Origin of the sequence: Lentzea sp. JNUCC 0626 (assembly GCF_043632865.1) — a bacterium.
GTDB lineage: Bacteria > Actinomycetota > Actinomycetes > Mycobacteriales > Pseudonocardiaceae > Lentzea.
Map to the genome: position 1 here is coordinate 5,150,628 of NZ_CP171635.1, position 22,775 is coordinate 5,173,402.

Annotated in this window: 27 protein-coding genes; 14 read left to right on the plus strand and 13 right to left on the minus strand. The window is 68.9% G+C overall.

All coding sequences use genetic code 11. The features are described from left to right. Positions 1-51 precede the first annotated feature (51 nt). Positions 52-336, plus strand: a complete 285-nt coding sequence (locus tag JNUCC0626_RS22830) for an Lrp/AsnC family transcriptional regulator (protein WP_394621805.1) — start codon at positions 52-54, stop codon at positions 334-336. 60 nt (positions 337-396) lie between these two features. Here the strand turns inward: JNUCC0626_RS22830 and qcrB are convergent, their stop codons facing one another. The 4 genes from qcrB to ctaE are packed head-to-tail and all read right to left on the minus strand — an operon-like array spanning position 397 to position 4,664. After that, positions 397-2,067, minus strand: a complete 1,671-nt coding sequence (gene qcrB / locus JNUCC0626_RS22835) for a cytochrome bc1 complex cytochrome b subunit (protein WP_394621806.1) — start codon at positions 2,065-2,067, stop codon at positions 397-399. Next, a complete protein-coding gene (qcrA, locus tag JNUCC0626_RS22840; RefSeq protein ID WP_394621807.1) occupies positions 2,064-3,194 on the minus strand; it encodes a cytochrome bc1 complex Rieske iron-sulfur subunit in 1,131 nt (376 codons plus the stop codon). Before qcrA ends, qcrB begins: the two co-directional genes overlap by 4 nt. Beyond that, positions 3,191-4,003, minus strand: a complete 813-nt coding sequence (gene qcrC, locus JNUCC0626_RS22845; RefSeq protein ID WP_285647248.1) for a cytochrome bc1 complex diheme cytochrome c subunit — start codon at positions 4,001-4,003, stop codon at positions 3,191-3,193. The genes qcrA and qcrC overlap by 4 nt, the downstream gene beginning before the upstream one ends. 52 nt (positions 4,004-4,055) lie before the next feature. Then, a complete protein-coding gene (gene ctaE, locus JNUCC0626_RS22850; RefSeq protein WP_394621808.1) occupies positions 4,056-4,664 on the minus strand; it encodes an aa3-type cytochrome oxidase subunit III in 609 nt (202 codons plus the stop codon). A gap of 93 nt (positions 4,665-4,757) precedes the next feature. Between ctaE and JNUCC0626_RS22855 the strand changes: the two genes are divergently transcribed. The 4 genes from JNUCC0626_RS22855 to JNUCC0626_RS22870 all read left to right on the plus strand — a co-directional run bounded on the left by JNUCC0626_RS22855 (position 4,758) and on the right by JNUCC0626_RS22870 (position 7,546). Next, the gene (locus JNUCC0626_RS22855) at positions 4,758-5,159 is read left to right on the plus strand and encodes a hypothetical protein (RefSeq protein ID WP_394621809.1); all 402 of its coding nucleotides are present in this window, start codon (positions 4,758-4,760) and stop codon (positions 5,157-5,159) included. 65 nt (positions 5,160-5,224) lie between these two features. After that, positions 5,225-5,635: a hypothetical protein gene (locus JNUCC0626_RS22860; RefSeq protein WP_394621810.1), complete on the plus strand. Its 411-nt coding sequence runs from the start codon at positions 5,225-5,227 to the stop codon at positions 5,633-5,635. A 6-nt stretch (positions 5,636-5,641) separates the two neighbouring features. Then, positions 5,642-6,685, plus strand: coding sequence for an anthranilate phosphoribosyltransferase (gene trpD / locus JNUCC0626_RS22865; RefSeq protein WP_394621811.1), 1,044 nt, complete (start codon positions 5,642-5,644; stop codon positions 6,683-6,685). A 174-nt stretch (positions 6,686-6,859) separates the two neighbouring features. After that, a complete protein-coding gene (locus JNUCC0626_RS22870; RefSeq protein ID WP_394621812.1) occupies positions 6,860-7,546 on the plus strand; it encodes a lysophospholipid acyltransferase family protein in 687 nt (228 codons plus the stop codon). Between the two features lie 252 nt (positions 7,547-7,798). On the opposite strand, the gene JNUCC0626_RS22875 is transcribed toward JNUCC0626_RS22870, so the two are convergent. Both JNUCC0626_RS22875 and ctaC read right to left on the minus strand, forming a co-directional pair. Further along, a complete protein-coding gene (locus JNUCC0626_RS22875) occupies positions 7,799-8,215 on the minus strand; it encodes a cytochrome c oxidase subunit 4 (RefSeq protein WP_382439721.1) in 417 nt (138 codons plus the stop codon). Between the two features lie 12 nt (positions 8,216-8,227). After that, entirely contained in the window at positions 8,228-9,160 is a 933-nt protein-coding gene (gene ctaC / locus JNUCC0626_RS22880) for an aa3-type cytochrome oxidase subunit II (protein ID WP_394621813.1), read from the minus strand. 194 nt (positions 9,161-9,354) lie between these two features. On the opposite strand from ctaC, the gene asnB reads away from it, so the two are divergent. Beyond that, positions 9,355-11,283 carry an asparagine synthase (glutamine-hydrolyzing) gene (gene asnB / locus JNUCC0626_RS22885; protein WP_394621814.1) on the plus strand — a complete coding sequence of 643 codons (1,929 nt, stop codon included), beginning with the start codon at positions 9,355-9,357 and terminating at the stop codon, positions 11,281-11,283. Positions 11,284-11,328: 45 nt separating this feature from the next. Here asnB and JNUCC0626_RS22890 read toward each other — a convergent pair whose 3' ends face one another. Further along, positions 11,329-12,093, minus strand: coding sequence for a class I SAM-dependent methyltransferase (locus tag JNUCC0626_RS22890; RefSeq protein WP_394621815.1), 765 nt, complete (start codon positions 12,091-12,093; stop codon positions 11,329-11,331). Between the two features lie 7 nt (positions 12,094-12,100). Next, the gene (locus tag JNUCC0626_RS22895; RefSeq protein WP_394622082.1) at positions 12,101-13,033 is read right to left on the minus strand and encodes a carbohydrate kinase family protein; all 933 of its coding nucleotides are present in this window, start codon (positions 13,031-13,033) and stop codon (positions 12,101-12,103) included. Between the two features lie 157 nt (positions 13,034-13,190). Here JNUCC0626_RS22895 and JNUCC0626_RS22900 point away from each other — a divergent pair, with 157 nt between their 5' ends. Continuing rightward, complete coding sequence (locus JNUCC0626_RS22900) at positions 13,191-13,364, plus strand: hypothetical protein (RefSeq protein ID WP_394621816.1); 174 nt, start codon at positions 13,191-13,193, stop codon at positions 13,362-13,364. A gap of 151 nt (positions 13,365-13,515) precedes the next feature. Here the strand turns inward: JNUCC0626_RS22900 and JNUCC0626_RS22905 are convergent, their stop codons facing one another. Together JNUCC0626_RS22905 and JNUCC0626_RS22910 are read right to left on the minus strand one after the other, a co-directional pair. Then, positions 13,516-13,887 (minus strand): HesB/IscA family protein, encoded by a 372-nt coding sequence (locus JNUCC0626_RS22905; RefSeq protein WP_089922497.1) that lies wholly within the window; start codon positions 13,885-13,887, stop codon positions 13,516-13,518. 175 nt (positions 13,888-14,062) lie between these two features. After that, the gene (locus JNUCC0626_RS22910) at positions 14,063-15,136 is read right to left on the minus strand and encodes a glycerate kinase family protein (protein ID WP_394621817.1); all 1,074 of its coding nucleotides are present in this window, start codon (positions 15,134-15,136) and stop codon (positions 14,063-14,065) included. A gap of 42 nt (positions 15,137-15,178) precedes the next feature. Here JNUCC0626_RS22910 and JNUCC0626_RS22915 point away from each other — a divergent pair, with 42 nt between their 5' ends. From JNUCC0626_RS22915 to JNUCC0626_RS22925, 3 genes are read left to right on the plus strand one after another with little or no spacing between them, the layout of a single operon-like run. Further along, positions 15,179-15,817, plus strand: coding sequence for a DUF3043 domain-containing protein (locus tag JNUCC0626_RS22915; RefSeq protein ID WP_394621818.1), 639 nt, complete (start codon positions 15,179-15,181; stop codon positions 15,815-15,817). Continuing rightward, positions 15,817-16,455 (plus strand): class I SAM-dependent methyltransferase, encoded by a 639-nt coding sequence (locus JNUCC0626_RS22920; RefSeq protein ID WP_394621819.1) that lies wholly within the window; start codon positions 15,817-15,819, stop codon positions 16,453-16,455. The genes JNUCC0626_RS22915 and JNUCC0626_RS22920 overlap by 1 nt, the downstream gene beginning before the upstream one ends. 33 nt (positions 16,456-16,488) lie before the next feature. Beyond that, on the plus strand, positions 16,489-17,475 hold the full coding sequence (locus JNUCC0626_RS22925) for an aldo/keto reductase family protein (RefSeq protein WP_394621820.1): 987 nt from the start codon (positions 16,489-16,491) through the stop codon (positions 17,473-17,475). A gap of 17 nt (positions 17,476-17,492) precedes the next feature. Here JNUCC0626_RS22925 and JNUCC0626_RS22930 read toward each other — a convergent pair whose 3' ends face one another. Further along, complete coding sequence (locus tag JNUCC0626_RS22930) at positions 17,493-17,693, minus strand: hypothetical protein (RefSeq protein WP_394621821.1); 201 nt, start codon at positions 17,691-17,693, stop codon at positions 17,493-17,495. Between the two features lie 20 nt (positions 17,694-17,713). Between JNUCC0626_RS22930 and cobU the strand changes: the two genes are divergently transcribed. Genes cobU through cobS form a run of 3 tightly spaced genes read left to right on the plus strand, consistent with a single transcriptional unit; the run spans position 17,714 to position 20,044 of the window. Beyond that, positions 17,714-18,253 (plus strand): bifunctional adenosylcobinamide kinase/adenosylcobinamide-phosphate guanylyltransferase, encoded by a 540-nt coding sequence (gene cobU, locus JNUCC0626_RS22935; RefSeq protein WP_394621822.1) that lies wholly within the window; start codon positions 17,714-17,716, stop codon positions 18,251-18,253. Between the two features lie 10 nt (positions 18,254-18,263). Further along, entirely contained in the window at positions 18,264-19,346 is a 1,083-nt protein-coding gene (gene cobT / locus JNUCC0626_RS22940; protein WP_394621823.1) for a nicotinate-nucleotide--dimethylbenzimidazole phosphoribosyltransferase, read from the plus strand. Then, positions 19,343-20,044 (plus strand): adenosylcobinamide-GDP ribazoletransferase, encoded by a 702-nt coding sequence (gene cobS / locus JNUCC0626_RS22945; RefSeq protein ID WP_394621824.1) that lies wholly within the window; start codon positions 19,343-19,345, stop codon positions 20,042-20,044. Before cobT ends, cobS begins: the two co-directional genes overlap by 4 nt. Before the next feature lie 2 nt (positions 20,045-20,046). Here the strand turns inward: cobS and JNUCC0626_RS22950 are convergent, their stop codons facing one another. Further along, positions 20,047-21,138, minus strand: a complete 1,092-nt coding sequence (locus JNUCC0626_RS22950) for a branched-chain amino acid aminotransferase (protein ID WP_394621825.1) — start codon at positions 21,136-21,138, stop codon at positions 20,047-20,049. A gap of 92 nt (positions 21,139-21,230) precedes the next feature. Here JNUCC0626_RS22950 and JNUCC0626_RS22955 point away from each other — a divergent pair, with 92 nt between their 5' ends. Beyond that, complete coding sequence (locus JNUCC0626_RS22955; protein WP_394621826.1) at positions 21,231-21,503, plus strand: hypothetical protein; 273 nt, start codon at positions 21,231-21,233, stop codon at positions 21,501-21,503. Here JNUCC0626_RS22955 and JNUCC0626_RS22960 read toward each other — a convergent pair. Next, positions 21,442-22,677: an amino acid permease gene (locus JNUCC0626_RS22960; RefSeq protein WP_394621827.1), complete on the minus strand. Its 1,236-nt coding sequence runs from the start codon at positions 22,675-22,677 to the stop codon at positions 21,442-21,444. The two genes, JNUCC0626_RS22955 and JNUCC0626_RS22960, sit on opposite strands and share 62 nt — an antisense overlap. Positions 22,678-22,775: the final 98 nt, after the last annotated feature.

Consider the following 22,775-nt stretch of genomic DNA (forward strand, 5'->3'; position numbering starts at 1 on the left):
GGTAGGGCAGACTACGGGTGCTTCGAGACACCCAGACCCGAGGAGGACGCCGTGGTCACCGCCATCGTGCTGATCCAGGCCGCCGCCGAACGCATCCCCGAGGCGGCGCAGGAGATCGCCGACATCGACGGAGTCACCGAGGTGTACTCGTGCGCCGGCGACGTCGACCTGATCGCGCTGGTGCGCGTCAGCAAGCACGAGGACCTCGCCGCGCTCGTCCCCGGCAAGATCAGCAAGGTCGCCGGTGTGCTGAACACCGACACGCACATCGCGTTCCGCAGCTACTCGAAGCGCGACGACGAGGCGGCGTTCGCGATCGGCCTCGACGACCAGTAAGACCCCAAGCGAAAGGCCCCCGTGAAGTTCACGGGGGCCTTTCGTGGTTCTGGCGGAAGGTCAGGCCTTCGGGTCGGACGGCTTGCCCGCGAGCTCGCCGGCCTTCTCGCCGGACGCCTCGGCCGCACCGGACTCCAGCAGGTGCTGGTGCCGCGCGTTCTCCAGGGCCACGGTCTCCTCGACCGGGTCCGGCGACCACGTGCTGCCGGCGACCGGGTGACCGGCCGAACCGAGCTTGTTCATCTTCTTCGGCACCGACGCGCCCTGGTAGGCGAGCGGGATCGGGTGGCCGTGGTCGTCCACCGGGCCGAGCGGCTGGTGGATCTCGATGAACTCGCCGTGCGGCAGGCGCTTGATGATGCCCGTCTCGACGCCGTGCTCCAGCACCTCGCGGTCACCGCGCTGCAGACCGATGCAGACGCGGTACGAGATGAAGTAGGCGATCGGCGGCAGGACCAGCATGCCGATGCGGCCCATCCACGTCGTCAGGTTCAACGAGATGTCGAACTGGTACGCGAAGATGTCGTTCGCACCCATGAGCAGCAGGACCATGAAGTACGTGATCGCCATCCAGCCGAGCGAGGTGCGGACCGGAACGTCACGCGGGCGCTGCAGCAGGTTGTGGTGCGCGTAGTCCTTGGTCATCTTGCGCTCGATCCACGGGTACGCACCCGCGATGCCGGTCAGCAGCGGCAGGCCGAGGATGAACGGCAGGAACGGCGCCGGGATCGTGTAGTTGCCCAGGTAGAACTCCCACGCGGGCCAGATGCGGACCAGGCCGTCGGTCCAGCCCATGTACCAGTCGGGCTGCGAGCCGGCGGAGACCTGCGCGGGGTTGTACGGGCCGATGTTCCAGATCGGGTTGATCTGGAAGACGCCACCCATGATCGCGATGACACCGACGACGATGGCGAAGAAGCCACCGCCCTTGGCCGCGAACACCGGCATGATGCGGACGCCGACGACGTTGGTCTCCTTGCGGCCCACGCCCGGGAACTGCGTGTGCTTCTGGTACCAGACGAGCGCGAGGTGCGCCGCGATCAGACCCAGGATGATCGCCGGGATGATCAGGATGTGCGCGGTGTAGAGCATCGGGATGATGTCGGTGCCGGGGAACTCCCCGCCGAACATCAGCCAGTTCAGCCAGGTGCCGATGACCGGGAACGAGATCAGCAGCGCCGCCATGACGCGGAGGCCGGTGCCCGAGAGCAGGTCGTCCGGCAGCGAGTAGCCGAGGAAGCCCTCGATCGCGCCGAGCATGAACAGCACGATGCCGATGACCCAGTTGATCTCACGCGGCTTGCGGAACGCGCCGGTGAAGAAGATCCGGAACATGTGAACGACGATCGCGCCCATGAACAGCAGTGCGGCCCAGTGGTGCACCTGGCGGACGAACAGACCACCGCGGGTCTCGAACGAGATGTCGAGCGTGGACGCGAACGCCCGCGACATCTCGATGCCCTTGAGGTTCTCGAACGCGCCGTTGTAGGTGACCTCGGTCATCGACGGGTCGAAGAACAGCGCGAGGTACGTACCCGACAGCAGCAGCACGATGAAGCTGTAGAGCGCGATCTCACCGAGCAGGAACGACCAGTGCGTCGGGAAGACCTTGTTGATCTGCTTCCGCAGCCCGGAGGCCGGGTGGTACCGCTCGTCGGCAGCGTTCGCAGCCGCCCCTACGACGCGCGCGGCCGCGTTGGCCGGCTTCGTCGGCGTGGTGATGGCACTCATGACTTCCGCTCCCAGAACGCCGGTCCCACAGCCTCGATGAAGTCACTGCGGGCTACCAAGTATCCCTCTTCGTCCACAGTGATCGGAAGCTGGGGAAGAGGACGGGTCGCCGGGCCGAACCGCGGCTTGGCGTATTCGAAGACGTCGAACTGCGACTGGTGGCACGGGCAGAGCAGCAGACCGGTCTGCTGCTCGAACAGCGACGTCGGGCAACCCAGGTGCGTGCAGATCTTCGAGTACGCGTACAGGTCACCGTAGTTGAAGTCCTCCTGGCCCGCGCGCTTGGTGACCGCCTGGTTCGGGCGCATGCGGATGAGCATGACCGGGGCGTCGGCCCGCTTGAGGGCCGCGACCAGGGCGTGCTCGTCGTCGCGCTCGGACTCGCGGAACGGGAAGACCGTCTCGAAACCGCCCGGCTCGACGTCCTCGGGACGCACGAGCGAGACCTCGTGGAAGTTGCCGGTGTGGCGGCGCAGGTAGACCTTCTCGCCCGGCTTCTCGGGCTTCCACCCGGTGTGCCACAGCGAGGCCTTGGTCTCGCTGTCCGAGTGCGGGTTCTTCATCAGCGCGCCCAGCGGCACGGCCGCCACGCCCAGGCCCAGCACACCGGCGCCGAGGCCCGCGGTGCGCTTGATCAGGCTGCGGCGGCCGATGCCGCTGCGGTCACCGGCGTCGGCGAGCTCCGCGACCAGGGTCGCGCGGTCGACGGCGGCGGACGGGCCGTCGTGACGCTGCTGCACCGCGAGCTCCTCGGGGAGGAACTTCTTGGTGTAGAGCAGCGCGCCGACGCCGAGGCCGACCACCGACAGGCCGAGGAACAGGCCGATCAGCGGGTTGTACAGGTTGTGCAGGAAGTGGCCCTCGGCGTTGGACGGGGACTCGTACTCCCAGGGCCAGAACAGGAACACGCCGAGGAACGCGAGACCCGACAGCGCGGAGACCAGGAACCACGCGGCGACCGAACGCTGAGCGCGACGCTCGGCCTTGGTGCCGGGGACCGGGAACTTCTCCTCGTAGTGGACGAGCTCGACGCCGTCCATCTTCGTGCCGAGCCGGACGAGCTCGTCCCGGCTCATCTCCGCGAGCTCTGCCTCGCTGGGCAGCTCGATCGGCTTGTCGCCGCTCATGCCTTGGCTCCGATCCAGAGGGTCACGCCGATGAGCGCGGCGATGCCCACGATGAACGCGATCAGGCCCTCGGAGACGGGTCCGAACCCGCCCAGGGCGTTACCGCCGGAGTTGTTGTTTCCGTCGGTGACCGACTTGACGTACGCGATGATGTCTTTCTTCTCTTCCGGCGTGAGCTGGCGCTCGCCGAACTTCGGCATGTTCTGCGGACCGCTCAGCATCGCCGTGTAGATCTGCTCCTCGGTCACCCCGTCCAGGGCCGGCGCGAACTTGCCGGAGGACAGCGCGCCACCACGACCCGTGAAGTTGTGGCAGCTGGCGCAGTTGAGGCGGAAGAGCTCGCCACCGCGCGCCGGGTTGTCGCCGCGCAGGGCCTCACCGGACTCGGAGGGCTTCTTCGGGCCCTCGCCGCCGTTCGCCGTGATGTAGGCCATCAGCGCGTTGATCTGCTCGGGGGTGAGCTTCGCGGGCTTGCGGATGGCCTGCGCCTCCTGCCGTGCCATGGGCATGCGGCCGGAGGAAGTCTGGAAGTAGACCGCGGCGTCGCCGACGCCGATCAGGCTCGGCCCGCGGTCCTTCACACCTTCGAGAGACGTGCCGTGGCAGCTCAGGCAGGTGTTGAGGTAGATCTGCTCGCCCTGGCGGACCAGAGCGTCCTGCTGCTGCGCCTGGGCGGTCTGCGCCTGCGGCGCGAAGGCGGCGAACAGCATGCCGGCGCTCAGCAGGGCGAAGCCCAGTGCGAGCAGTCCGGCGACCCGGCGGCGCAGCTTGGTGCGGGCGCCGCGGGGGCGTTTCGTCGTGGTGGTCATGGTGTGCGGCAACCCTTGCTGTCAGTTCGGGAGCTCGTGGCTGGGGAGCAGGTCAGGGCACGATGTAGATGATGGCGAACAGCCCGATCCACACGACGTCGACGAAGTGCCAGTAGTACGACACGACGATGGCGGAGGTGGCCTGCGCGGGCGTGAACTTGCTCAGCTTCGTCCTGATCAACAGGTAGACGAAGGCGATCAGACCGCCGATGACGTGCAAGCCGTGGAAGCCGGTCGTCAGGTAGAAGACCGTGCCGTAAGCCGAGGACGGGATCGTGGTGCCGTGCTCGACCAGCTCGATGTACTCGCCTGCCTGCCCGCCGACGAAGATCGCGCCCATGATCAGCGTCACGATGTACCAGCGACGCAGACCGAAGACATCACCCCGCTCCGCCGCGAAGACGCCCCACTGACACGTGAAGGACGACGCGACCAGGATGATCGTGAAGACCGACGCGTAGGGGATGTTCAGGTGCGTGGGGGGCGGGGGCCAAGGGCCCTCGTTCTGGGCCTTCACCGTGAAGAACATGGCGAAGAGGCCAGCGAAGAACATGAGCTCGCTGGACAGCCAGACGATCGTGCCGACGCTGACCATGTTCGGGCGGTTCAGCGAGTGCACGCGCTGGCCGATTGAAGGCGCTGCCGTGGTCACGCGCAGCATTATTGCTTGCGGAATTTCTGTCCGCCCATCGGGTCCTGCGCGGATCACGGGCCGGACGGGTCACACAGCGGGTGATCGCTAGGAGATCAACGAATGAGCTCGCTGGGCCGATTGCGGGACCTGCTGCGGCGAGAGGAGGAGCCGTCGTTGTCGATCGACGACCCGGCGCTCGTCGTGGTGGCCGAGGCGTTCGACCACGCGGAGGCCGATTCGGCCGTTCTGGCCCGTTCTCCGCAGTGGCGCGCCGACGACCTCGCCGTCCTCCGCCACCACCTCCGCATACCCGCTGACCAGCTGGAACGAGCGCGAGAACTGCTGGCACCGGACGGCTGGGTCCTCGTCGCCGGTGATATATCGCATATCAGTCGGGTGCAGAAGCTGGACGCCCTGCACTGCGCCCAGGAGCGCTCGCGGATGGCCTCGCTGGCCCAGCGACTCGGGGGTGAGGCGCTGGGGTGGGACGCCCTGCAACCCGCCCGCGAACCGGCCCGATAGCATCGTGGCGACCTTGGTCACTTTCTTCACAGGACCGCAGTCGGCAGTCGCAGCGGAGGATCCAGATGAGCACGCAGACCACGAAGATCCTGGTGTTCAGCCACCGGCCCGAGGTGCGTGAGACGATCATCACTGCGGTCGGCCGCCGTCCCGCGCCGGACCTGGCGCGCGTCGACTACGTCGAGGCCGCGACGATCGCGGACGTCCTCTACGAGGCGGACAACGGCACCGTCGACCTGCTGATCCTCGACGGCGAGGCGCAGCCGACCGGGGGCATGGGCCTGTCCCGCCAGCTCAAGGACGAGATCACCAACTGCCCGCCGATCGTGGTCGCGGTGCGCCGCAAGGACGACCGCTGGCTCGCGACCTGGTCGCAGGCGGACGCGGTGCTGGTGCACCCGCTCGACCCGCTGGCCGCCGCCGAGACCGTGGCCGAGGTGCTGCGGGGCTCGGCATTGCCCGTCGTCAAGGGCTGATCCGCGATGAGCCAGCGCACCTGGCCCTCGTTGCTCAACCGCCTGCTCGACGGCGCCGACCTGACCGCCGACGACACCTCCTGGGGCATGGACCAGGTGATGTCGGGCGAGGCGACGGCGGCGCAGATCGCGGCGTTCATCGTCGCGTTGCGCGCCAAGGGTGAGACGCCGGAGGAGGTCGACGGCCTCGCCACGATGATGCTCAACCACGCGAACCGGTTCACGGTGGACGTGCGGGCGGCCGACATCGTGGGCACCGGCGGCGATCATTCCGGTTCGGTCAACATTTCGACGATGGCCGCGATCATCACGGCCGCCGCGGGCGTGCCGGTGGTCAAGCACGGCAACCGCGCGGCGTCGTCGCAGTGCGGCACGGCGGACGTGCTGGAGGCGCTGGGCGTCGCGATCGACCTGCCGGCCGAGGGCGTGCAGGCGACCGTGCGCGAACTCGGCATCGGGTTCTGCTTCGCGCCGGTGTTCCACCCCGGCTTCCGGCACGCGGGCCCGGTGCGGCGCGAGATCGGCATCCCGACGTCGTTCAACCTGCTCGGCCCGCTGACGAACCCGGCGCAGCCCACCGTCGGCCTGATCGGCTGCGCGCGGGCGGCGGCGGCACCGCTGATCGCGGGCGTGTTCGCGCGGCGCCGCAACACCGCTCTGGTGGTGCGCGGCGACGACGGCCTCGACGAGATCACCACGACCACGACGACGTCCGCCTGGCTCGCCCAGGACGGCGTGGTCCGCACGGAGACGATCGACCCGGTGGTGCTGGGCGTGAAGCCCGCGCGCGAGGAGGACCTGAAGGGCGGCGACGCGTCCGTCAACGCCCAGGTGGTCCGCGACCTCGTGGCCGGCAAGACCGGTTCGGTGCGGGACGCGGTGCTCGTGAACGCGGCGGGTGCCATCGCGGCGCACTCCGGGTTCTCCGAGGACCTGCACGCCGACCTGACGGCCTCGCTGAGCCGCGCGGCCGACGCCATCGACTCCGGCAAGGCCTCTGCCCTGCTGACGCGCTGGGTGGAGCTCTCGACGTCCCTGAAGGCTCGCTGAAGGCTCTGCCGCCGTTCTCCGCTGGATTTTTTTGGGGGTTTCGGTCACGCGTCGTCGTCGGCGCGTGACCGTGCTCGCACGGACGCTGCATCGGTGTAGTCCGAGCGAGTGATGGGCCCGAGATGCGCACCACGTGGTAACGCCGTCGCAATCGCCACCTGGAATGCTGGAGACATGGCCCTCCTCTACCCGGTGATGAAGCACGTCGTCGCGCGCACAGCCCGTCTGGTCTACCGCCCGGTGGTGGACGGTCTGGAGAACATCCCCACCGACGGCCCCGTCATCCTGGCGGCCAACCACCTCAGCTTCATCGACAGCGTCGTGATCCCGATGGTCGTGCCGCGCCGCGTCTCGTTCCTCGCGAAGGCGGAGTACTTCACCGGCACCGGCGTGAAGGGCTCGCTGTCGCGCTGGTTCTTCTCGTCGCTCGGCCACGTGCCGGTGCACCGCGGCAAGGGCCGGGACGCCCGCGCGGCCCTCGACACGGCCGCCGAGATCCTTGGCCGCGGCGACGCGTTCGCCATCTACCCCGAGGGCACCCGCTCGCTCGACGGCATGCTGCACCGCGGTCGCACGGGCGTGGCCCGCATGGCGCTGGAGTCCGGCGCCCCGGTGATCCCGGTCGGCATCATCGGCACGGACAAGGTGCAGCCCGTCGGCAGCAGGTTCCCCAAGATCGTCCCGGTGACGATCCGGTTCGGCGAGCCGCTCGACTTCAGCCGCTACGAGGGCATGGAGGAGTCGCTGCCAGTGCTGCGCAGCGTCACCGACGAGATCATCTACCGCATCCTGGACCTCAGCGGCCAGGAGTACGTCGACGCCTACCAGAAGACCCCGGTGCCGGTGACGACGGCGGCGTAACCGCTTCTCGGGGCCGCTTTCTCAGGCTCGCGAACGAAAGCCCTCCGCGCCGTTGCCGGCGAGGAGGGCCTTTCGCCTTGCCGAGGTCGTGCCTTGTCGCGACGTGGCCGCTGGGCGATATCCGATATGCGATGTATCACATGCTGGATATCGGGTCGGCTGCCCGAACTCGGCGCCCAGCGTCGGGAACGACGAAGGCCCCCTCCGCGTGCGGAGGGGGCCTTGGCCGAGCGATGTCCGATATATCGGATATCAGTCGTGGTTGGGTCCGGTGTGGTACTCGAACACCAGGCCACCGACCATGATCAGCACCATGACGATGGCGATCACGAGCAGCCACACGTGCCAGAACGCCACCGCGACACCCGTGGTCGCCGCCGCCGCGGCGAGGCCGACCGGCCAGTAGGAGCCGGGGCTGAAGAAGCCCAGCTCACCGGCGCCGTCCGACACCTCGGCGTCGGGGTTGTCCTCCGGCCGCACCTCGATGCGGCGGGCGACGAACCGGAAGTAGGTGCCGGTGATGAGGGCCAGGCCACCGGTCAGCGCGAGCGCCACCGTGCCGGTGGGCTCGACGTGGCCGGTCGCGAGGTGCGTCCAGTAGCCGTAGACGATGGCCATCAGGAACGAGAAGGCCATCACCAGGTCGAATACGCGAGCTTCGATCTTCATCGCGGGGCGTCCCTACTTCTGACCCGCGCCGGAGGCCTCGCGGGCCGTCCGGTCGGTGTTGAACGGGGTGGTCGTCGTGGCCAGCGGTGAGCACCACTTGTCGCAGTTCACCTGAGACAGGGCCTCGGCCGTGGTGTACGGCTTGCCCGTCTTCTCGTTGACCTGCTTGCGGAGTTCGATGTACTTGTCGAAGTCGGCCGACTCGAGAGCGCGGACCTCGAAGTTCATCACCGCGTGGTACGAGCCGCAGAGCTCGGCACAACGTCCGACGAACGCACCGGGACGGTCGATCTGGTCGACCTGGAAGACGTTGTCCTGGTTGTTCTTCTCCGGATGCGGGAAGACGTCCCGCTTGAAGTGGAACTCCGGCACGAAGAACGAGTGGATGACGTCGGTCGAGCGCAGCGTGAACTGGATGCGCTTGCCAGCGGGCAGCACCATGATCGGGACCTCACCCGAGGTGCCGACCGTGCTGACGGCCTTGCCCTCCTCGGTCTTGTGGTCCGGGTACTGGAACTCCCAGTTCCACTGGAACGCGATCACGTCGACGTTCACGTCGGGCTTGCCCGACTTGTCGGTGACGTAGTTCTGCGTGATGGCGGTGAAGTAGAACAGCACCGCCACGATCACCGTCGGCACGACGATGAGCACGATCTCCAGCGGGAGGTTGTACGCCGTCTGACGCGGCAGCTCCTCCGACTTCTTGCGGTGGAACACGATCGACCACAGGATCAGGCCCCACACGATGACGCCGACGACGAGCGCGGCGATCACGGACCACGTCCAGAGCTCGCGCATCTTCTCGGCCTGCGGCGTGACGGCCTGCGGCCATCCGAAGCGCAGCACCTCGTCCGTGGAGCAACCGGTGGCCCCGATACCGACCAGGCCTACCAGCCCAGCGGTCTTCACCAGCCGGGATGCCCTGGTGCCCTCCTTCAGGCCCACTGCTCGCCCGCCTCCTCGTTCACAAACATCTGGCCATGCCAACGGATCAAGCGGGAGCGTAGCCCAGCGGGGCAGCGCTCACCCCTCGGGGGCACCGCCGCTGCGGTGCAGTTTCGGTCACACAGAGCGCCTTCGGCATACTGAGGACTTCCCCGTGGTCTTCCCCTTCGTGTTTCTTGAGAGGTGCGAGAGCCTTGTGCGGCCTGGCAGGACTTGTTTGCCCTAGCGAGAACGAGGCCGAGAACGCACGCCCGGCCGTGGAGGCGGCGCTGCGCTGCATGCGGCACCGCGGGCCGGACGAGAGCGGCACCAGGCGGGTCGACGAGGTCGTGTTCGGCTTCAACCGGCTCGCGATCATCGACATCGAGCACTCCCACCAGCCGTTGACGTGGGGTCCGCCCGAGTCGCCGAGCCGGTACACGATCAACTTCAACGGCGAGATCTACAACTACCTGGAACTGCGCGCCGAGCTCACCGAGAAGCACCGCGCGGTCTTCCACACCGACGGCGACACCGAGACGATCGTCGCCGCCTACCACTACTACGGGCCCGCGGCGATCACGAAGCTGCGCGGCATGTTCGCCTTCATCATCTGGGACTCCGAGCGCGAGGTCCTGTTCGGCGGCCGCGACCCGTTCGGCATCAAGCCGCTGTACTGGGCGCAGGGGCAGAGCGGTGTCGCGTTCTCCAGCGAGAAGAAGATCATCCTGGAGATCGCGTCGTCGATCGGCATCGCGCCGAAGATGAACGTCAAGGGCCTTCAGCACTACCTGACGCTGCAGTACGTGCCGGAGCCCGCCTCGCTGCACGACCCGATCCAGCGGGTCGAGTCCGGGCACTCGTTCACGCTGGTCCCCGGCGAGTCGCCGCGGTTCGAGCGGTACTTCCCGGCCGAGTTCAAGGTGCGCACGGTCCGCAGCGAGGCCGAGGCGAACGCCCTGTACGACGAGATCACCGCCGCGTTGCGCGACTCGGTCGCCAAGCACATGCGCGCGGACGTGACGGTCGGGTCGTTCCTGTCCGGCGGCATCGACTCGACGGTCGTCGCGGCGCTGGCCAAGGAGCACAACCCGGACCTGATCACGTTCACGACGGGCTTCGAGCGCCAGGGGTTCTCCGAGGTCGACGTGGCCGCGGAGTCGGCGGCGCTGATCGGCGTGAAGCACGTGGTCCGCACGGTCAGCGCGCAGGAGATGATGGACGCGCTGCCGCTGATCACCTGGTACCTCGACGACCCGGTGGCCGACCCGGCGTTGGTGCCGTTGTGGTTCATCGCCCGTGAGGCGCGCAAGCACGTGAAGGTCGTGCTGTCCGGCGAGGGCGCGGACGAGCTGTTCGGTGGCTACACGATCTACCGCGAGCCGTTGTCGCTGGCGGGCTTCGAGAAGGTGCCGGGCGCGCTGCGCAAAGCGATGGGCAAGGTCTCCACGAAGATCCCGCACGGTGTGCGCGGCAAGGACCTGCTGCGCCGTGGCGCGCTCACTCTCGAGGAGCGCTACTACGGCAACGCGCGCATCTTCCTCGACGACCACCTGCGCCAGGTGCTCAAGACGTACGACCCGGCGGTGTCGCACATGGACGCGACCGCCAAGCCGTACCGCGAGTCGATGGCGTGGGACCCGGTGACGCGCATGCAGCACGTCGATCTGTTCACGTGGCTGCGCGGCGACATCCTGGTCAAGGCCGACAAGATGACCATGGCGAACTCGCTGGAGCTGCGCGTCCCGTTCCTCGACCCCGAGGTCTTCAAGATCGCGTCGCAGATCCCGAGTGAGTTGAAGATCACGAAGGACACGACGAAGTTCGCGCTCCGCAAGGCGATCCGCGACATCGTGCCGGCGCACGTGCTGAACCGCCGCAAGCTCGGCTTCCCGGTGCCGATCCGGCACTGGCTCAAGGACGAGATGCACGAGTGGGCGGTCGACATCGTGCGCTCGTCGCAGACCGACCAGTACCTGGACAAGAACGCGGTGCTGCGGCTGATCGAGGAGCACCGGTCCGGCGTGCTCGACCACAGTCGCCGCATCTGGGCGCTGCTGGTGTTCATGATCTGGCACGGCATCTTCGTCGAGGCCCGCATCCAGCCGGTGGTGCCGGAGCCGCAGTACCCGATCAAGCTCTAGGTGATGGGCCCCTCTCCGGAGGGGCCCTTCGCTCTTGCCGGCTGCTTATCGACGTCCCTGCGCGCTGCAGATCGCGTACGAGCTGATGACGGTCTCGGGAGACGCCAGAAGTTCCAGGTAGCGGTCGAACTCGTCGTCGGTGAGCGGGAGCTTCGCGCGCACCAGGCGAGCCGTCGCGGCGAGCAGGCGGCAGCCCGGGGACCCGCCCTCCCACTCCTGCACCTCGCGGGAGCCGCTGACGTCGTTCAGCCCGGCGTCGAGCAACGCCTTCTCGACGCGCGCGCCCCACGCCAGTTCGGCACCGGCCTGGTCGAGCAGGGTCAGCAGGGCGTTCTTCACCCGCATGATCAGCTTCGCGTCGTCGGGGGCGGCGTTGAGGACGTCGAGCGGGAGGCAGTCGAACTCCTCGAGCACGAGCCAGCCGCCGGGCCGCAACGAGTCGCGCAGCTTGCGCAGCACGGCCTCGCGGCCGGGGAGGTAGAAGAGCACCAGGCGGGCGTGGACCAGGTCGAACGCGTTGCCCGGCAATATATTGGATACCACGTCGTGCTCCAGGACGGTGACGTTGTCCCGTTCCTCGAGCCTGGTGACGTCGATGTCGGTGACGGTCACGTGCCCGGACGGAGCGACGACGTCGGCGAGCCAGTTCGCGACCGATCCCCCGCCACCCCCGACCTCGAGGCAGCGCCATCCGTCCGCGACACCGAGCTGCTCGACGCGGGCGAACGTGCCCGCGTCGAGCAGGGAGCTCAGCGCGTCGAACTTGGGATCGAGCGGTTCATCGGCGTCGCCGAACAGGTACGTCCCCATTGTCCGATCATGGCAGGACGGCGGCGATCTCCTCAGCTGCTTCTGCACCAAACGCGCCACGAATGCGGGTGAGCGCGGACTCGCGCTCCAGCACCCATTCCTGCGTGCCGACGGTCTCGAGCACCTCGACCGCGATGAACGAACCGAGCTGAGCAGCGCGTTCGATGCTCAGGCCGTAGTGCGTGCCGGCGAGGAAGCCCGCGCGGAAGCCGTCGCCGACACCCGTCGGGTCGGTCTTCGCGACCTCGGGGACGGCCGGGACGTGCAGCGAGAAACCGTCGCGGTCGACGATCTCGACGCCCTTGGCGCCGAGCGTGGTGACGCGCTTGCCGACGCGGGCGAGGACGTCGGCCTCGGTCCAGCCGGTCTTCTGCAGCAGCAGTTCCCACTCGTAGTCGTTGCTGAAGAGGTACTCGGCGCCCTCGATGAACGCGCGCGCCTGCTCGCCGTCCATGCGGGCCAGCTGCTGCGACGGGTCGACGGCGAACGTGAAGCCGCGCTGACGGCACTCCTCGGCGTGCCGGAGCATCGCCGCGGGGTCGTCGGGGCTGATGACGACGAGTTCGAGGTTCTCGACGCGGCCGGCGATCGGCGCGAGTTCGATGTTGCGCGCCTCGGCCATCGCGCCCGCGTAGAACGAGGCGATCTGGCACATGTCGTCGTCGGTGGTGCAGACGAACCGCGCGGTGTGCGCCACCTCGGACACGTACACGCCGGACGTGTCGACGCCGTGCCGTTCGAGCCACGAGCGGTAGTCGTCGAAGTCCTTGCCGACGGCGCCGACGAGCACCGGCCGCACCCCGAGCACACCGAGGCCGAACGCGATGTTCGCGCCGATGCCGCCGCGCCGGACGACGAGGTCGTCGACGAGGAAGCTCAGGGACACGCGGTCGAGACGCTCCGCGACCAGCTGGTCCGCGAAACGACCCGGGAAGTGCATCAGATGGTCGGTCGCGATGCTGCCGCACACGGCTAGGGGCACGTCGGCTCCTCTTTTCTTGTTGCGCTACGTGACTACTCACCCGGACGAGTACCGCGGTGAAGACTACTGTTTGGTAGGGCTACCGCAGGTCAGGCCGCCGTCATACGGTCAGAAAGTGACGATCCCAGAGGCGACCACGATGAGTGAACTGATCGAGGACTGCGCGCAGCTCCCCTTCGCTCTCACCCACCCTGAGCACCCCCTTCCCGCCCCGCGCGCGGCCGCGCCCTGGCAGTTGGACGAGCGGTGCGCCCACCAGGTCGAAGGCCTCGCCGAGTACGGCGTCTGATCTCTGGGTCCGACTTCTGGGTCTGACCTTTCCGGTCCGAGCCCTCGTCTTCCAGTCCGTCCGGGCTTTGCTGGGAGATTTCCCGGTCTGCACACGCGGAGAGGCCGCGTTCCCGTCGCTGCGGGAACGCGGCCTCTCGCGTTGGTTCGCCTTAGTGGAACGAGTCGCCGCAGGCGCACGACCCGCCGGCGTTCGGGTTGTCGATCGTGAAGCCCTGCTTCTCGATCGTGTCCACGAAGTCGATGACAGCACCTTCGACGTACGGGGCGCTCATGCGGTCGACGGCGACCTTCATGCCGTTGAAGTCGACCATCGCGTCACCGTCGAGCGCGCGCTCGTCGAAGAACAGCTGGTAGCGAAGGCCGGCACAACCACCGGGCTGGACGGCGATGCGCAGGTGCATGTCGTCGCGGCCCTCCTGGTCGAGCAGCGCCTTGGCCTTGACGGCGGCCGCATCGGTCAGCGTCACGCCGTGGCTGGGCGCCTCGGAAGCGGTCGAAGCGGCATCCTGAGCGGTCGTCATGGCTCTCCTAAGAGGTCCTCTGCGGGCGGTTCACCCATCAACAACACGGGCGTTCCCCGCCTTGTTCCACTTCCCATGGTCCCACAACGGCGGCCCTCGACGCCTTAGGTGTCGACTGTCACGTAGACCACGCTCAAGCCAACCGATATATCAGCGCGACCCTCTTGCCTGCTCTCTAGCGCGACCACTGCCGGGCGACGTGCTGAGCCGTGGCGACGACGCTGTCGCGGGCTTCGTCTATCGCCTTCCGCACGGAGCCGACGTGGTCGGCGACGGAGTAGGCGTCCTGGACACCGGCCGCGCCCATCTCGCGGCGGCCGACGCTGACCTGGCCCGCGATGGCGATGCACGGGATGCCGCGTTCGGCGGCGCCGCCCGCGACGGCGGTGATGAGCTTGCCGCGCAGCGACTGCCAGTCGAAGCTGCCCTCGCCGGTGACGACGACGTCGGCGTCGTCGAGCGCGCTGTCGAGGCCGGTGAGGGTGCGGACGAGGCCCGCGCCCGACGTCACCGTCGCGCCCAGCGACAGCAGCGCCGCGCCGAGACCGCCTGCCGCCCCCGCACCCGGCATATCGGATACGGGCTTGAGGACGTCCATGGCGGCGAGCTTGGCTTCGAGGCGTTCGACGGCCTCCGGCGACGCGCCCTTCTGCGGACCGAACGTGTGCGCGGCGCCGTGCGGGCCGAGGAGCGGGTTCTCGACGTCGGAGGCGGCGACGAGCGATATATCAGTCAGGTCGACGACGTCGTCGGTGTTGGCGTGGTGGTCGGCGTCGGCGTTTCGGGCGTCGGCCAGTGCGGCGAGCATGCCGGCGCCGCCGTCGGTGGTGCCGGAGCCGCCGAGGCCGACGTAGATGACATCGTTGTCAGCCGCAGCTGCCGCGATGAGTTCGCCGACGCCTCGCGTCGTGGCCGTCTCGCAGGTCTGCGGGCGGAGGTCGGCGGGGATGAGGTGGAGGCCGCACGCCTCCGCGGACTCGATGTATGCAGTGCGTGTGCCGTTGATGTCCACGCTCAGCCAGCGTGCTTCGACGGGCGTGCCGAGCGGGCCCGTCACGGTGATATATCGGATATCGCCGTCGAGGGCGGCGTGCAGGACGTCGACGAAGCCGGGGCCTCCGTCGGCCAGAGGGCGTTGGACGACGACGTCGTCGGGCTTGGCGTCGCGCCAGCCGGTGGCGATGGCGTCGGCGGCCTCGCGGGCGGTCAGGGTGCCGCCGAAGCAGTCCGGAGCTATGAGTACGCGCACCTCGCGAAAGGTACAGAAAACCCGCTGCCCTACCCTGATGGTGTGAGGTTCTTGCGCCGCAACTCCGACGACACCGCCACCGCCGAGACTCCCGAGTCCGGGGCTGAGCTCGCCGAGCCGCTCGACAGGGCGCGCACGGCGGCGAAGGGCAAGGCGACGCCCAAGCGGCGTGAGGCGCAGGGTCGGCGCACCGGGCCGGTCCCGCCACCGCCGAAGACGCAGCGCGAGGCGTTCAAGCGCATGCGCGGCAACAAGGTGAGCAAGGAAGAACGCCGTGCCGCGGCGACCGAGCGTCGTCAGCGCATGATGGCGGGCGAGGACAAGTACCTGCTGCCGCGTGACCGCGGTCCGGTGAAGGCGTACATCCGCGACCTCGTCGACTCGCGCCGCAACCTCATGGGCCTGTTCATGCCGCTCGCGGTCCTGGTGTTCGTGGCGCTGCTGACGCCGTCGCTCGCGGTGCAGCGGTACGCGACGCTGGCGACGACGTTCATGCTGATCGCGATGGTCATCGAGGGCATCGTGCTCGGCCGCCTCGTGACGCGGCGGGTGCGGGCGAAGTTCCCGACCGAGCCGATCAAGGGCCTGTCGATCGGCTGGTACTCGTTCATCCGGGCGAGCCAGATCCGCAAGCTCCGCGTGCCGAAGCCGCGGGTCAGCCCTGGCGATGCCATCAAGTAGTGCGCCGGATTCCTCTCAAGCTCGAACTGCCGGAGAAGCTCTGGTGGGACCACAACGCGTGGTACCGCCGGTGGCTGTTCCGGCAGTTGCCGTCTCGGGCCAGGACGGCGCTGGACGTCGGGTGCGGTCACGGGGTGCTGGCGCGGACGATCCCGGCCGACGAGGTCACCGCGATCGACGCCAGCGAGCGCATGATCGAGATCGCGAGCAGCACCGATCGGGACAGCCGGGTGCGATGGGTGCGCGGTGACGTGTTCACCGAGGACCTCGGGCGGTTCGACGTCGTCACGGCCGAGGCGAGCCTGCACCACCTGCCGCTGCGAGAAGGGCTGGAGCGGCTCCGGGAACTGACGGCGCCGGGAGGCACGCTGGTCGTCGTCGGGCTCTACACCATCGCGACCCCGCTGGACTGGGCGGTGGAGGCGGTGACGTTGCCGGCGAACGCGATCGTCGGCGCCGTGAAGGCCGCGACCGGCACGGCGGGCAAGCCGTACGACGTCGACATGCCGGTCGTGATGAGCGCGCCCACGTTGAACGAGATCCGCGAGGCGGCGGCGGAGATCCTGCCCGGCGCGCGGATCCGGCGCCGGTTGTTCTGGCGGTATTCCATGGTGTGGCACGCGCCCGAAGTTCATTAGCAGTACGAACGAAATCGGTTTAAGCTCCGATGTATGAAGTTCCGTCGACTCGGCCGCAGCGGCCTGTCCATCAGTGAGATCTCGTACGGCAACTGGCTCACCCACGGTTCGCAGGTGGAAGAGGAGCAGGCGCACGCCTGTGTGAAGGCGGCGCTGGAGTCGGGGATCACGACCTTCGACACAGCCGACGTCTACGCCAACACGGCGGCGGAGTCGGTGCTCGGGCGGGCGTTGCAGGGGCAGCGGCGCGAGTCGCTCGAGATCCTCACCAAGGTCTACTGGCCGACCGGTCCCGGCGGCCCCAACGACCGCGGGCTCGGCCGCAAGCACATCATGGAGTCGGCCAACGCGTCGCTCAAGCGCCTGCAGACCGACTACGTCGACCTGTACCAGGCGCACCGGTTCGACCACAGCGTCCCGCTCGAGGAGACGATGCTGGCGTTCGCCGACCTCGTCCGGCAGGGCAAGGTCCTCTACGTCGGCGTCTCCGAGTGGACCGCCGAGCAGATCACCCGCGGTGCCGCGCTGGCCCGTGAGCTGAACGTGCCGTTCGTGTCTCACCAGCCGCAGTACTCGATGTTGTGGCGGGTCATCGAGCCGCAGGTCGTGCCGGCGTGCGAGCGCGAGGGCATCAGCCAGATCGTCTTCTCCCCCGTCGCGCAGGGCATCCTGACCGGCAAGTACCTGCCGGGCGCCGACGTGCCGGAGGGCTCGCGCCTGGCCGACGCGCGCGGGTCGCAGATGATCGCCCGCTGGATGCGCGACGACGTGCTCAACGCCGTGCAGCAGCTCAAGCCGATCGCCGAGGAGGCGGGCGTCACGCTCGCCCAGCTCGCCGTCGCGTGGGTGCTGAAGAACCCGAACGTCGCGTCCGCGATCATCGGCGCCTCGCGTCCGGAGCAGGTCCACGAGAACGTCAAGGCGATCGACGTCGAACTCGGCGACGACGTCCTCAAGCAGATCGACGCCGTCCTCGAGGGCGTCATCACCGACGACCCCAGGCTCACCGCGCAGGGCTGAGTCAGGAACTGCGCCGATCAGGAACTGGGGTGCAGGCTCATCGGGCCGTACACCTCGATTTCCGACTGCAGCAGCGTGACCTGCTCGACACCGGCTTTGAGCAGGTCACGCCACTGGTCGCTGAACCAGTCCTCGGCCTCCGTCTGCTCCGCGAACGTCACATCCGGGCCCGCGACCTCGCGTCCGTGTGCATCCTGGTAGCGCCAGCGGAATTCCATGAGACGAAGGCTACTGACTCTTGTCATCCAGAACGCTCGTGCTCGGCGGAGCGCGTTCAGGCAAGTCGGCACACGCGGAAGGCCTGCTCACCGAACCGACGGTGACGTACGTGGCCACCGCGCGCAGGTACCCGGACGACCCCGACTGGGACGCGCGCATCGCGTCGCACGTCGCGCGGCGCCCGGCCACGTGGCACACGGTCGAGGCGTCGACGCCCGACGACCTGCCCGCCCTGCTCACGGCCACCCAGTACGAGGACCCGCCGATCCTGGTCGACGACCTGTCGACGTGGCTGGTCGGCGTGCTCGACGACGCCGACGCGTGGGAGGGCAACGGCGCGGACGCCATCGCACGTCACTCCGACGCGCTGGTCCGCTCGGTCGCCACCTGCCGGACGCGACTCGTGCTCGTGAGCGCGGAGGTCGGCCTCGGCGTCATTCCGTCGACGCGCTCTGGCAGGCTCTTCCGCGATCACCTCGGTGCGCTCAACGCGCGCGTCGCCGAGGTGTGCGACGAGGTCACGCTCCTCGTCGCGGGTATCCCGTTGAAGCTGAGATGAGGAGCGCCGAGTGAGCACCGAGTTCCCGCCGGTCGAACCGCCGGACGAGACAGTTCTGCGCGAGGCCGAGGCCCGCCACGCGGTGCTGACGAAGCCGATCGGCTCGCTCGGCCGGCTCGAGGAGCTGGGCAACTGGATCGCGGCCTGCCAGGGCGTCGTGCCGCCGAAGCCGTTCGTGCGGCCGCGCGTCGTCGTGTTCGCGGGCGACCACGGCATCACCGCGCAGGGCGTGTCGGCGTTCCCGAGCGAGGTGACCGGCCAGATGGTCGCCAACTTCCTCACCGGCGGTGCCGCGGTGAACGTGCTCGCGCAGGTCGCGGGCGCCACCGTGCGCGTCGTCGACATGGCCGTCGACGCCGACACCCCGGCCGCCGTCAGCCAGCACAAGGTGCGGCGCTCGTCCGGGTCGATCGACCGCGAGGACGCCCTGACCCGCGAGCAGTGCGAACTCGCCATCGCGGCCGGCCGCGCGCTGGCCGACGAAGAGGTCGACGCGGGCGCCGACGTGCTCGTCGCGGGCGACATGGGCATCGGCAACACCACGCCGTCGGCGGTGCTGATCGCATCGCTGACCGGATCCGAGCCCGTCGCGGTCGTCGGCCGCGGCACCGGCATCGACGACCAGGCGTGGATGCGCAAGACGGCGGCGATCCGGGACGCCCTGCGCCGGGCCCGCCGGGTGATCAGCGACCCGGTGGCGTTGCTCGCGACGGCCGGTGGCGCCGACATCGCGGCGATGGCCGGGTTCCTCGCGCAGGCCGCCGTGCGCAAGACGCCGGTCGTGCTCGACGGCGTCGTCGCCGGTGCGGCCGCGGTCGTCGCCGAGGAGATGGCGCCGGGTGCGCGCGAGTGGTGGGTCGCCGGGCACGAGTCCGCCGAGCCCGCGCACGCGATCGCCCTCGGACACCTCAACCTGAAGCCGCTGCTCGAGTTCGGCATGCGCCTCGGCGAGGGCTCCGGCGCGGTGGCGGCGCTGCCGTTGCTGATCTCGGCGGTGAAGGTGCTGGCCGAGATGGCGACGTTCGAGAGCGCCGGGATCACGAACCGCGAAGACGCGGTCACTAACGCTGACCAGGAAGAACCCGCTGGGTGAAGCTCGCGTTCTCATGGCTGACGGTCCTGCCGTTGCGCGTCGACGACGTCGACAAGCGGGCGGCGGGACGGGCCATCGCGTGGACGCCCGTCGTCGGCGTCGTCATCGGCGCACTCGTCGCCGGTGTCCTTGAGCTACTCGCAATATCCAATATATCGGCGCTCGTCGCGGGGTTCCTGATCGTCGGCGTCGTCGCGTTGTTCACGCGCGGTATGCACCTCGACGGGCTCGCCGACGTCGCCGACGGGCTCGGGTGCTACGGACCGCCGGAGCGTGCGCTCAAGGTCATGAAGGACGGCGGCGCGGGACCGTTCGGGGTCGTGTCGCTGATCGTCGTGCTCGGCGCGCAGGCGGCGGCACTCCCCCACGCTCACTGGGGCGTGGTGCTGCTCGCGTTCGCGACGAGCCGGGCGGCGTTCGGGATCTGCTGCATGCGTGGCGTGCCCGCCGCACGGCCTGAGGGGCTCGGTGCACTCGTTGCGGGCACACAGCATCCAGGAGTCGTCATCGGCACGTGGGTGGTGCTCGCGGGCGCGGCGGTTCCGCTCGGGTGGCGAGCGGTCGTCGCCGTCGTCGTCGCGTTCGGGCTCGTGTGGGGGCTGGTGAAGCACACCGGAAAGCGTTTCGGCGGCATCACCGGTGATGTGCTCGGTGCTGCCGCCGAAATCGCGCTTCTGGCCGTACTGGTGATCGCTTAGCCCTACGCCTTGAGGGTCGTCATCCAGCCGTGGGAGTCGGTGACGTGGCCGTGCTGGAGGCCGGTCAGGCGCTCGCGCAGCTTCATCGTCACGGAGCCGGTGCCGCCGTCGGCGATGTCGAACTCGCCCCCGGCGTGCTTCACGTGGCCGACCGGCGTGATGACCGCCGCCGTGCCACAGGCGAAGACCTCGGTGAGTTCACCGGAGGCGTTGGCCTTCTCCCACTCGTCGGTCGAGATGCGGCGCTCCTCCACGGACAGGCCGAGGTCGGAGGCCAGCTCCAGCAGCGAGCTCCGGGTGATGCCGGGTAGCAGCGTGCCGGTGAGCTCGGGCGTGATCACCTTGTCCCCGAAGACGAAGAACAGGTTCATGCCGCCCATCTCCTCGACCCAGCGGCGTTCCACCGCGTCGAGCCAGACGACCTGGTCGCAGCCCTTCTCGGCGGCCTGCGCCTGCGCCACCAGGGACGCGGCGTAGTTGCCGGCGAACTTGGCCGCGCCGGTGCCACCGGGAGCCGCGCGGACGTACTCGGTCGAGAGCCACACGCTCACCGGCCGGACGCCACCCGCGAAGTAGGAACCGGCGGGGGAGGCGATCAGCACGTAGAGGTACTCGGACGAGGGTCGCACGCCGAGTCCCTTCTCCGTGGAGATCATGAACGGACGCAGGTAGAGGGACTCCTCCGCGGCGGACGGCACCCAGCGGTCGTCGACCGCGAGGATCTGCCGCACGGACTCGAGGAAGAGCTCGTCGGGGAGTTCGGGCATCGCCATCCGGCGGGCCGACGCGCGGAAGCGCTCGGCGTTCGCCTCGGGGCGGAAGGACGCGATCGAACCGTCGGGCTGCCGGTAGGCCTTGAGCCCTTCGAAGATCGCCTGGCCGTAGTGCAGCACCATTGCCGCGGGGTCCAGTGCGAGGGTGGAGTACGGGCCGACTTCAGCGTCGTGCCAGCCCTTCTCGCGGTTCCAGCGGATCGTCACCATGTGGTCGGTGAAGTGCTGCCCGAAGCCCGGCTTGGCAAGTACCTCCGCTACGCGCTCCGGGGTCGCCGGGTGCGGGTGGGAAGTCCGGGTGAAAGGCAACGCGCTCGTCATGTGAGCACGGTAACCCGCAGGTGGGGATACGGAAAATCCACTTCCCAAAACTCGGACGTCCTACTAAGTCGGACTCGATAGAGTCCCCGGCCATGACCGAGCCGGAAAGATCTTCCAAGGGTTCCGACGTCCGCATCGTCTTACAGGCCACGCTGCTCGTGCTGGGCACCGGCCTGACGTTCTTCGCCGGCTGGGCGATGTGGGGCGGGGGCGGCATCGTGGCCGCCGTGTTCGCCTCCGCGACCTTCCTGTTCGTCTACTGGGCGATCACCAGGGAGAAAGCCGAGATCTCCACCGGACGGATCATCTGGCTTGCGGTGTGCGTAGGCGTGACGCTGCTCGTTTTCCTCTCATCGCTGACGTGAGGCCGATGAGCCCGGTGCCGACGCCCAGCCCTGCGATCGAGATCAGCATGGCGGGCACCGGCAGGCTCATCGCCAGCAGCACCGACAGCCCGAGGCCGAGGCACGCCGTGCGCATCGGCCACGTGCGGTCGTTCTGCAGCAGCACGCGCGCCGACGCGTTGGTGAAGGCGTAGTAGAACAAGGTCCCGCTGGCCGCCACGCCCAGCGCCGTCGCGAAAGGCATGATCACCACGGCGAGCGCTGCGGCGACGACCACGACGAGGGTCAACGCGCCCGGCTTGAGCCGGGTCGGCAGGTCACCGTCCTCGGTCAGGCCGGTCAGCGTGCGATGTGCGGACGCGAGGACGAAGTGCAGCGCGGCCACCCCGGCGACGGCGGCGGCGATCTGCACGAGCGGGACCAGCGCGGCCGAGTCGGCGGCGACGAGCGCGTCCCGCAACGGCGCGGGCGACAGCGCGAGGCGCGCGCTGCCGAGCTGACGCAGAACTCCGGCACCCACGGCCAGGTAGACGGCGAACGACAGTCCGATGAGGACGGGAATCGCGATCTTCAGCACGCCGGGCGAGTGCTGCCGCTCGCCCCGCAGAGGCGCGGTGATGCGTTCGAACCCGGCGAACGCCACGAACATCAGCCCGGCGACGCCGACGAGTTCGTTGACGGTGCCCGCCTCCCCCGCCGACGGCACGGGCTCGATCGCGAAGCTCGACGCGACGACCAGCGCCAGCACCCCGAGCACGACCACCGACACCAGCGCGCTCACCCCGGCGGTGAAGCGGAATCCGGCCGCACCGAGCAACGCCGTCGTGACGACGAGAGCGAGCCCGCCGACCACCGGGCGGTCCGGCACGACGTACGCGCCGAACATCAACGCCACCGCGGCCGCCATCGCGACGCGCCCCACCAGGTGGGCGCTCGCTGTCATCCGTGCGGGCCACACGCCGAGCTGCGCGCGTACGTATCCGTAACCGCCGCCGACGTCCGGATAGGCGCGCGACTGGTCGGCCGTGGAGAACGCGGAGCACAGCGCGGCGAACGCGGACAGGGCCAGCGCCGGGAGCACCCACCAGCCCGCAAGACCTGCTGCAGGGGCGAATCCGGCGAAAACCCCCGCTCCGAGCACCGCGGGAAGACCGAGCGCGACCGTGGCGACGATCTCGCGAGGCTTGTGGGTCACGCGTACACGTTCTCAGATGCGGCATCCGGCCGTAACCACCCGGTCGACTGATGCGTGAAACGGGCGAATCGCCACACTGAGCAACTGTCAACGTCACG